The 10,583-nt window shown below is 40.2% G+C and carries 6 protein-coding genes and 1 pseudogene; 4 read left to right on the top strand and 3 right to left on the bottom strand.

The window, feature by feature from the left end; translation table 11 throughout:
- Nucleotides 1-200 precede the first annotated feature (200 nt).
- On the top strand, nucleotides 201-7,451 hold the full coding sequence (locus tag PSE7429_RS23815) for an SBBP repeat-containing protein (RefSeq protein WP_009628521.1): 7,251 nt from the start codon (nucleotides 201-203) through the stop codon (nucleotides 7,449-7,451).
- Between the two features lie 145 nt (nucleotides 7,452-7,596).
- Here PSE7429_RS23815 and PSE7429_RS16985 read toward each other — a convergent pair whose 3' ends face one another.
- The 3 genes from PSE7429_RS16985 to PSE7429_RS27600 are packed head-to-tail and all read right to left on the bottom strand — an operon-like array spanning nucleotide 7,597 to nucleotide 8,420.
- Nucleotides 7,597-7,932: a DUF5615 family PIN-like protein gene (locus tag PSE7429_RS16985; protein WP_009628520.1), complete on the bottom strand. Its 336-nt coding sequence runs from the start codon at nucleotides 7,930-7,932 to the stop codon at nucleotides 7,597-7,599.
- Nucleotides 7,922-8,242, bottom strand: a complete 321-nt coding sequence (locus PSE7429_RS16980; protein WP_009628519.1) for a DUF433 domain-containing protein — start codon at nucleotides 8,240-8,242, stop codon at nucleotides 7,922-7,924. Before PSE7429_RS16980 ends, PSE7429_RS16985 begins: the two co-directional genes overlap by 11 nt.
- 46 nt (nucleotides 8,243-8,288) lie before the next feature.
- The gene (locus tag PSE7429_RS27600) at nucleotides 8,289-8,420 is read right to left on the bottom strand and encodes a hypothetical protein (protein WP_267879011.1); all 132 of its coding nucleotides are present in this window, start codon (nucleotides 8,418-8,420) and stop codon (nucleotides 8,289-8,291) included.
- A gap of 13 nt (nucleotides 8,421-8,433) precedes the next feature.
- Here PSE7429_RS27600 and PSE7429_RS28030 point away from each other — a divergent pair.
- The 3 genes and pseudogenes from PSE7429_RS28030 to PSE7429_RS16965 all read left to right on the top strand — a co-directional run bounded on the left by PSE7429_RS28030 (nucleotide 8,434) and on the right by PSE7429_RS16965 (nucleotide 10,129).
- Nucleotides 8,434-8,730 (top strand): annotated as a pseudogene (locus PSE7429_RS28030) (type II toxin-antitoxin system RelE/ParE family toxin).
- Between the two features lie 3 nt (nucleotides 8,731-8,733).
- Nucleotides 8,734-9,027 (top strand): addiction module antidote protein, encoded by a 294-nt coding sequence (locus PSE7429_RS28025; protein WP_040689219.1) that lies wholly within the window; start codon nucleotides 8,734-8,736, stop codon nucleotides 9,025-9,027.
- A gap of 142 nt (nucleotides 9,028-9,169) precedes the next feature.
- Complete coding sequence (locus PSE7429_RS16965; protein WP_009628517.1) at nucleotides 9,170-10,129, top strand: Rpn family recombination-promoting nuclease/putative transposase; 960 nt, start codon at nucleotides 9,170-9,172, stop codon at nucleotides 10,127-10,129.
- Nucleotides 10,130-10,583 lie beyond the last annotated feature (454 nt).

Here is a 10,583-nt window from a genome sequence, read left to right as displayed (position 1 = left end):
TAAATAGGCTCTAAATAGACTGTAATATTTTTCAATCTTTATTTTGCGTAGTTGATAGCAAATAAAAGTTTAAATCATACAGGATTTGCAACTTTTAACTAACTTTATTATAACTTTTTATATCTTTAATACTTGCCAACTTCTTGGAAATCATTTTATATTTATCAGCAATTATCCCGAAGCATAAAAATCCTAGGCACATGAGTTCTAATAATTTGCAGTCAAACTCTGGAAAAAATCTTGATAACTCTGGAAAGTCTAGAAAATCAAAGATTAAGATAAGAATATTAGAACCACGTCTCACGCCCAGTGGTCTGTTTGATTCGGGAGATTTGCAAGTTCCAGTTTTGACTGATTTATTGACTGACCATCATGTTGGAAATAGTTTAGATACAAGTCACGATCTCTCGCATCCAACTGATGTTGTAAATGTTCCAAATACTACACCAGTTGAAACTCCTGTTCATACAGAAGTTGCTCCTCTAGTCGAGACTGTCCAAATATTGTCAGCGATCGCTCCACCTACCGCTCTAGTTGCCAATTTTGATTCGGGGGTATTTACGGTTGGGGAAACAGGTAAGATCAGTATTGACTTTCTTCATGATGGTGGGGGCTATCAAGGTCAACTGGCGATATTTAGCTTGACAGGAATGGAATCTCTTGACCCTAATTCAACAGAATTTATCCATGAAGCAGCGACGAGGGCACTGAGCAATTCTAATTTGGGTCATATTCTGATTGACGATATTACCAATGGTGCTCATTTCGCGAGTGGTGATAACAGTGGTCAATATTTGGGTGAGCAGACTTTTACGATGCAGGCAGGCGATCGCTTTGGGATGATGCTTGTACCAAATGGAACAGTGCAGACCGTGGCAGGGCATCCTGATATCGGCGGAGATCTTAGACCATTATTCTCCATGGCTACGGCAAATCCTAATGATGCTTATCATGTTGGGCAGATTACGGATGTGTATGGTGATGGCAAAACTTTTGTATTTGAAGATTTGCGGGTTGATCATGTTTCGGATGGGGACTTTAACGATTTAGTTTTTCATCTGAAGGGGGCGACGGGTCAGGCTGCAACATTTGATCAGTTGCTTGCTGATGGCACGATGAGTCCTGCTCAGGATTGGCGTAATGGTGATTTGGGACATCAAATTTCGGAGTATATTCCTCCTTCTAATCAGCCTTTGATTGGCATTATTGATACTGGGTTTGCAGCGCATAATCCTGATATTAATTATTCTAATATCACTCTAGGTCATGATTATATTGGTCATGATGCCGATCCGCTTTTGCAAGCTGGTGAGGGTAGTGAGCATGGTACGCATATTCTGGGCATCATTGGGGCGACTCAAGATAATGGAATTGGGATTGATGGAATCAATGACCAGGCTCCGATTTGGTTGGGTCGCGCGGTTGGGTCGGGTGAGTGGGCTAATTCGCTGACGGAGTTTGTTAATCATAGTGTTGCGTCTGGACATGATAATGCGGTGGTGAACTTGAGCTTGGATCTTACTCAGGTTAATGCTGATGGTTCTGTAACGACTCGCTATGAGTTCACGCCACAGGAACGGGCTGCTCTAGAGTTGGCGCGTCAGCATCATGTGTTGATTGTGGCTGCTGCTGGTAATGATGGTGGGGTAATGTCGGTGTTGGGTCAGGCTTCGCAGGAGTTTGACAATATTATTACAGTGGGTGCTGCGGATGGTTTAGGTCGGGCAGACTATTCTAACTATGGTTATGGGTTGGATATCCTCGCTGATGGTGGTACGATCGCTGATCCAATGCTCTCGACGGTGGGTGATGGTGTGGGTACGATGGCAGGAACTTCGGTGGCGACCGCTGAAGTGACAGGGGCGATCTCCAAAATCTGGGCGGCTAATCCCGATCTGAGCTATCGTCAGGTGATTGGTATCGTGAAGCAAAGTGCGATCGATCTGGATACTCCAGGTTGGGATATGCAAACTGGGGCTGGGTTATTGAATCTGGCTGGGGCGATCGCATTGGCAACTTCTACTAAAGGTGAGGTCTATGATCCTTTGAGTTTTAGTATTCCTACTACTTGGGGTGGTGAAGGGAAAGTTACGCCTGAAGAACGGGCTGCAAATGGAGGTCAATCCATTGGCTTAGAATGGATCCGCCAATTTGGCACAGCAGGAAATGATATTGCTACTAGCATAGCGGTCGATGCAGCAGGTAATCTCTATGTTAGTGGTCGAACAATTGGTGGTGGTAATGGTGATACAAGTTGGGTTGCCAAATATGACAAAAATGGTGTGCAGCAATGGATAAAAAACCTTGGTTTTAGCAGTGCCAATAGTATCACTGTCGATCCTTTAGGAATCAATGTCTATGTAGCTGGAGATACGGGAAGTGCTGCTTGGTTAGGACGATTAGACAGCAATCAAGGAGATATTTATTGGATTGAGCGATTACAAAATAATTTTCAGACATCGGGTTTGGGTGTTGCCGTCGATAAAAATAGTAATCCCTATATAACTGGTCGAACTCTAGGATCGCTAGGTGGAGTGAATCAGGGCGGTCCTGATGCTTGGGTTGCAAAATATAGCCTTACGGGTCAACAGCTATGGGTAAAACAATTGGGTACTACCAATTATGATGAGTCTTGGGGCGTTGGGGTAGATGGCACAGGTAATGTCTACCTAGCAGGAGGTACAAATGGTACTTTGGCTGGAGTCAATTCTGGATATACCGATGCTTGGATTGCTAAGTACGATGGGAATGGTAACCGTGTTTGGGTGCGTCAGTTAGGGACTTCTAGTAACGAGGATGCTAGAAATATTGTTGTTGATCAGCAAGGTAATTCATATGTTGTTGGTATAACCAATGGAGCTTTGGGCGGTAGCAATACCAATGGGTTCCCAGACGCTTGGCTGGCTAAGTATGACACTAATGGCTCTAAACTGTGGACTCGTCAACTAGGTACAGCGTGGCAAGAAGATGGCTTAGGAATCTCTCTTGATAATACAGGCAATGTTTATATTACAGGCGACACTTACAATGCTCTTGGCTCTACGGCTGGGTTAGCAGGAACAAATGCGGGATTGAATGATGCATTTGTAGCAAAATACGATAATAGTGGAAATATCCAGTGGGTTAAACAAATTGGTACATCAGCAGAAGATATATCACAGGATGTTGTGGTTGATAGTGCAGGTAATATTTATATTGCAGGTAGAACAACTGGTTCACTAGAGGGAACTCAGAGAGGGTTAGGGGATGCATTTATCGCCAAATTTGGAGTCACTCCAACGGATGACAGCCTAGCTACGGCTCGGAATCTTGGCGATATTTTAGGAAGTCAAACAGTTGCAAACTTTGTCGGTGATGCGGATCTACAGGATTACTATCGCTTTAATGTAAGTGTTGCTAGCGATCTAAAGGTTTTATTGAATGGATTGAGTGCCGATGCTAATTTGGAACTTCTAGATAGTAATGGAATTAGCCTATTCAAATCTCAAAGTACTGGTAATAACTCTGAGTTAATTACTACACCTCTGAATCAAGGAGCATATTATCTGCGGGTCTACTCTGGAGGGACTGGTGCAAATACAAATTACACGATGAACATTACAGGCACCCCGATCGCACCACCTGACACAGTGGGTGACGATATTAACAATGCCCTTAATATAGGTAATTTGGATGGGACTCGGATCTTCAATGAATTTGTAGGCGATACAGATCCCTATGATTATTACCGCTTTACTCTTAATAAAGATAGCCAGTTTAGCTTGGTACTCAATGGAGTTAGTGCGACAGGATCGGTTGCTAATCCCAATGTAAACATGTTTAAGCTAAATAGTGACGGTACATTTTACCCATTTAGCGGATCTAATGTGGTTAATGGAAGTAATACAATTAATGATCTTTTTCTTGCAGGTACTTACATTGTGAGGGTTGGCGATAATGTTAGCGCTCTCATTAATAGTAACTACAATCTAACTTTGACTGCCAAGGTTTTTGACGCGGGTAATACTCCAGCAACCGCTAGAAATATTGGAAACTTAATAGGAACTGGTTCTCAAGCTTTCAAAGATGAAATTGGTAATGGCGATCCACAGGATTATTATCGATTTTATGTGCCTAGTGGAACTGATGTTAAGTTTGATTTGAGTGGTTTAAATAGCCCCACAGATGTACAGGTATTAAAGGACGTTGGTGGAACGTTAGTACCTGTTCAAACGCTGACAGGGCAGCAGAATATAGCCGATCTAGCATTGCGTCTGAGTACAGGAACCTATTATTTGCGGGTTGCACCAACTGCGAGTACTGATAGTACTAGCTACGATCTCAATGTGTCTTGGGCATCACGAGAGCCGAAAGATCTCAAGATTAATTTTGATAGTACTTACGGCTCTGGTAAAGATATTTATATAACTGGTAAGGTGTTCGATCCTGATGGATTTGGCGATTTAGATAAGATTTTGCTAACGGTTTTACAACAAGGTGGAACTTCTAAAGACTATACAATTACCAACTTTACTCCATCAGCAACAGATCCTCGATGGGCAGAGTTTAGCTATAATTTAGGTCGTTTAGCTCCAGGTAACTATGCATACAATGCTGCTGCCTATGACAAATCAGGAGGGACTTCTGGTAGAAATATTACAATTGGCGGCTATCCAGTAACTGTTGTCTATACGCCAGAAGATACGGCTGGAGATATCCCCGCTCAAGCTCGTAATCTTGGTGTTCTGAATGGAATTCTCACTGCGAGTGATTATGTCGGCACGACCGATCCTAATGACTACTACCGCTTTACTGTACCTCCAACAACTCATTTTACAGGCTTAACCAATGTCAAAATCAATCTGAATGGGATGAGTGGTGACGCAGACCTGTCACTATACCAACTGCGTAGTGATGGTTCGATGGGTTGGGTTCCTGGTTGGAGTACTTCTCAGTCAAGTACAATGTCAGAAAGCATTGATACGATGTTGAACTCAGGTGATTATTTGATCTCTGTTACATCAGGTGGAATTAAACTTGTTCCTGCTAGCCCTAATACAACTTACAACTTGACGATCGCCTCGCCAACGGTAAGTACCATCGCTTTAAATCAAAGTGTTTCTGGGGTATTCGATAGTGCCAGTGCTCGTCAAGCATTTGATGGTAATACATACGCCTACCAAAACTATATTTTGACGGGTGCAACTGCTGGTCAAAATATCAAAATATCCTTAGATGCTAATGGATTTGCTCCTCAATTGGCTGTTGTTGATGTCAAAACAGGAATCCAACGCTATCTATCTAGTGCTGGTAATACTAGCTTAGAATTTACAGTTCCTTCTGATTGGGATTACCAGATTCAAGTAACTAGCCCTACTCCTAATGCAATCGGGAGCTACATTCTCTCTACAGCGATTGCTACAAAAAATAATGACAACCCATCGGGAACTTTTGTAGTTGGTACTGATGCTAATGGCAATGTTTTCCCTGCCTTTGCAGAAGCGATCAACTATTATGGAATATCAGGAGTTCCGACTAGTGAGGTATATCGTGCTGGTAATGGCTACATTCAAGAGTTTTATGGTACTGATGGGGCTGGAAAGTATTACATGATGTTTGAGGATGGGGCTAGCACAGCGTTTTTACTTGGGGGCGACTTGCTAGACTATTACTTAAACAATGGTGGTGTTGGTCGCTTTGGCTATCCTATTAGTGAGGTGAAACCCGACCCTAAGAGCAGTTTTTCTACACAGTATTTCCGTAAAGGCTCTCTTGTTATCCACAATGGACAAGTCTATGGATATGATGGTACTCCTCCTATTGCAGGGACTCCAATTCCTAACCCCAGCACACCGACGCAAACAGGGCGAGTCAATACTACTTCTGGCGTGTTCTTTAGAAGTCAGCCTTCTGGGACAGCACCGAAATTACAGAATAATGTAGTTCCTTTCAATACAACCTTTAAGATTATCCAAAAGGTTGATGGAGGCTTCTACGCTAATGGAAGTCGTAATGACTGGTATGAAATTGAGTACAACGGTAAGCGTGGATATGTTGCGGTTGCTTATACTGACTTAGTAAGCGATTTTACTCCTCCTTCTTTGTCAGATACTAAGATCATCAATGAAGTTAATATGTCCGTATCAACAGGAGTGGATGGTACTCTTATAGAATCAACTGGTATTTTAATCTCACCTGCTTATCTACGATCTCAGCCATGGGTCAGTGACAGTACTGGTATGTCTGTCTTACCTGCTGGCAGTGAATTTACTGTTATCAGTAAGGTTACTACTGATAATCCCAATTATCCTACTTGGTATAAAGTTCAAATCAATGATAATAGCGGATTCTCTTGGGCTTATATCTGGGATGGTAATATTCAGATTGATGAACCATTTATTGATAATGGTGGATTGGATATAATTCCAGTTAGTTCTACGACAAAAGAGTTTTTAGGAACAGTAAAGAAGAACAAATTTGGGGGAGTTACTGTCCGAACAAGCAACTCAACTACATCATCCAAGATTATTAAGATTGAATCAGGTACTAAACTAACATTCAGTGAAGAAAAAGTAGATGAGAAAGGAATCCACTGGTTTAGAATTAAATCGTCAAGCCTGTACAAAAAGAAAAAGATAAATGGGCGGTGGGTGTCTGGCACTGAGATTAACCTTGAAGTTACACCAACACCAACACCAACACCAACACCATCTAATCCTGTAATGCCATCCAATGGTTTGTTTAGTGAGGACGCAACAGATACAAGGCAAGAGCTAAACGAATTACCCGAATTTCAGGCAATGTCCAAATTGTTGTTTGGAACAACGCATATAGCAAATGGTGGATATCTTCAAGATTATTCGGGTATAGCTGCTCCTACTAACTACAAAGCATTTCATGCAGGTATAGATATTCAAGCATCATATAATACGCCTATACAAGCTTTGGTTGGCGGCAAGGTTATTAATGTTCAAACAAAAAAAGGTAAAGCTAGTGACATGTTAGGCTACAACGATCCAAGTGCTAGCAATGTTTTTGGTGCAATTGCAGTCTATAACGAGGCTTTAGACAAAACTTTTATATATTTACATATGAAAAGTAGCAATGTTAATGTTGGTGATTTAGTAGAGGCAGGTCAAATAATTGGAAACTCTGGACATACAGGTGCATGGAAGACCCAGATAGATCCCGTAACAAAGGAAGTGAAAAAAGATCCCGTAACAAAGGAAGTGATATATTATCCAGTCGATCATTTTCATATAGAAGTGCAAAATCATAAATCTCAGTCTCCGTATCTTAATGGTGTTCCTCCAACTGGTAGTGGAACAGAAAAGAAACTCATCTTAAAAGATCCTATTCAAGATGCTAAGAATGCAGAGATAATCAAGGCTCTCATTCGGAGTAGAACAGTCAATCCGATAAATGCTTTCTTGGAAGCTAAAGCAAAAAATCAAATTAAAGCCCCTTTGTGATGAGAAAGCGATCGCTTTTTATGAAATGAGAATGCGATCGGTGATTGTTTGATTGAGGGGCGATCGCTTTTTTGTTATGGCGATCGTTGTTTATGGGATGATTAGGCGATCGCTGGTTGTTTGATTGAGAGGCGATCCACGTTTCTCACAAATATTCAAGATGATCAATCATCTCCTCAACTCCAAGCACCTGCCAAATCAACATTAAACCCTGTACAATCTCTCCAACAGACTTGCTTTTTTGCTGACAGTAAGCAATACCATAATGAGAAGTCCCTTCATGATGAAGCCTCAGAAAATCAGTATCTTGAGTGAAAATTACTCGTTTTTGAGATACAGCAAAAGCCAACTGTTCCTCATCTAATTTACCAATAAGCTTTTGTTCTGGAGTCGTCGTTACATCAATTCCTCTTCTTCTCAAACCATTAGCGATCGCCTGACTAATATTTTCATCTAAATGAAACTTGATTCTATCTTTCATGTTGACTTCTCAATTTCTGTTGCACCAGAGAAATAGAAGTTTTCTTCATTTCTAAAGCAAAACATTCATCATCTTCAATTTGCTTTCTAATCTCTTCTCTATGGTCATAATAATATGCCAAAGCTGCATAAATATCTGACAAATTGATACTAGGATAATGGAGCAAAATCTCATCGGGAGACATTCCCATTTGCTCATACCATACCACTATGTTCTGTACCGTAATCCGATGTCCAGCGATACGAGGTCTTCCACCACATACCCCCGGAGTCATCTCAATATGTTCTTTGATAACAGCAACAGTTGACATAGTGATTCTCCTTGAACAACATAATTTATTGATTATAACCATTTTCTCACAGAGGCGATCGCACTTTTTGTTTGGGACGAGAATGCGATCGCTGCTTAATGATTGTGAAGATGCGATCGTTATTTATAAAATGAGAGTGAGATCGCGTTTCGAGAATTGACAATTTTTGTACTGTCAACTACAGTTAACACATGATTGAAGTTCGCCAGACAGAAATATTCGTCAACTAGTTTGTCAAACTAAAAGACAGAAAAGCCAAAGCCCGTATACAAGCACGCATTGATCGCATGGAAATGGGAAACTTTGGTGATGTTGCTCCAGTTGGACAAGGCATAAGCGAAATGCGAATATTCTACGGTATTGGCTATAGAGTGTATTTTGTACAGAGAGGTTCAGTACTTGTGATACTTCTATGTGGTGGCGATAAAAGCACTCAGACTTCTGACATAAATAAGGCTAAGCAACTAGTTAAACAATTAGAGGATTGAATTATAGCTATCACCACTACTCGATGGAATTCAGCAGAACATCTAAAAACAGAAGAAGATATTCAATTATATTTGGAAGCTTGTCTTGAAGAATCAGGTGATGATCCTAACGTGATAATTCATGCGTTTAGCGTCATCGCTCGTACCAAGAACATGACTCAGCTAGCAAAAGACTCAGGTTTAACAAGAGAGGGATTATACAAAGCATTATGTCCTGATGGTAATCCTACTTTTGCGACAGTGACAAAAGTTGCTAAAGCACTTGGATATAAGTTGACTGTCCAGCCAGTTGTTTGATCTTGTGGGTTAGTTGAACTCTGATTTTGAGTAGAAAATTAATTTGGCGATCGCGATTTTATTAAGAGAGTGCGATCGCGGTTTGAAGATCGAGAAATTAGAAATCTGTTAGAATCAACTAACGAACTAGCCAAGAAACATCATGTCTAATCCTCTATCAATTCGGCTCAGTCGCGATCGCTATATTAACCTACTCACCGACTTTGGCTTCAAGCGTTTATTTGGAACTGAGCCAAACAAAAACTTATTAATCGACTTTCTTAATGTAATTTTACCCCCCCAGCACCACGTCAGAAATCTAACATACCGTAATACAGAAAATCTCGGCAATACACCCATTGATCGTAAAGCAATATTCGATCTTTACTGCGAAAGCGAAACAGGAGAAAAGTTTATTGTCGAAATGCAGAAAGCAAAACATAATTATTTTAAAGACCGTAGCATTTACTACTCCACCTTTCCCATTCAAGAACAAGCAGAAAAAGGAGATTGGAACTACAAACTCACACCAGTCTATGCGATCGGCATTTTAGACTTTATTTTTGATGAAGACAAAAATGATGACACCTTACTACATATCGTTGAGTTAAAAGATCAAGATGGCAAAGTCTTTTATGAAAAACTAAAATTCATTTATCTTGAACTACCAAAATTTAAAAAATCAATTGATCAACTAAACGATCATTTTGATAAGTGGTTATTTTTGCTAAAACATCTACCCGAATTAGAAGAGCCACCTCTACCATTGCAAGAAAATGTATTTATGCAATTGTTTGAAGCCTCCCAAATTGCTAGTTTTTCCCAAGAAGAGAGAGATGCCTATGAAAACAGCTTAAAGTATTATCGAGACATGAAAGGTGTCGTAGAAACAGCAAGAGAAGAAGGCAGAGAAGAAGGCAAGGCTCAAGGTATACAGGAGGGTAAACAATCGCTTCTGCTAAAACAACTAGCTCGGAAACTAGGAATCATCATACCCGATGAACTTAAAGTTCAGTTGCATCAGCTAGATCCCAATGTATTAGATACATTGAGTGAAGCACTGTTTGATTTAGAAAATTTGGAAGATCTGTACAATTGGCTCAAGGATATTAACCATCGGTAATCGGTGTTTTTTGTAAGTGCGATCGCGGTTTGATTTTTGAGAGTGCGATAATTGATTTTTTGATTGAGGGGGGGATAGCTTTTTTGTTAGGGTGATCGTTGTTTATGGAATGAGAGTGCGATCGCTGAGTGAAGGGATTGAGGGTTAGCGTATTTAAAAAAAGGCGATCACTGATTGATGATGCGATCGCTTTTTTAATGACAATACATTTAACAATTTTAAAATTAAATCTAAGATTATACAGATAACAAATTGGAATCTTAAATAGGCTCTAAATAGACTGTAATATTTTTTCAATCTTTATTTTGCGTAGTTGATAGCAAATAAAAGTTTAAATCATACAGGATTTGCAACTTTTAACTAACTTTATTATAACTTTTTTATATCTTTAATACTTGCCAACTTCTTGGAAATCATTTTATATTTATCAGCAATTATCCCGAAGCATAAAAAT

Source organism: Pseudanabaena biceps PCC 7429, assembly GCF_000332215.1.
Taxonomy (GTDB): domain Bacteria; phylum Cyanobacteriota; class Cyanobacteriia; order Pseudanabaenales; family Pseudanabaenaceae; genus Pseudanabaena; species Pseudanabaena biceps.
This window is presented reverse-complemented; position numbering and strand designations above follow the sequence as displayed.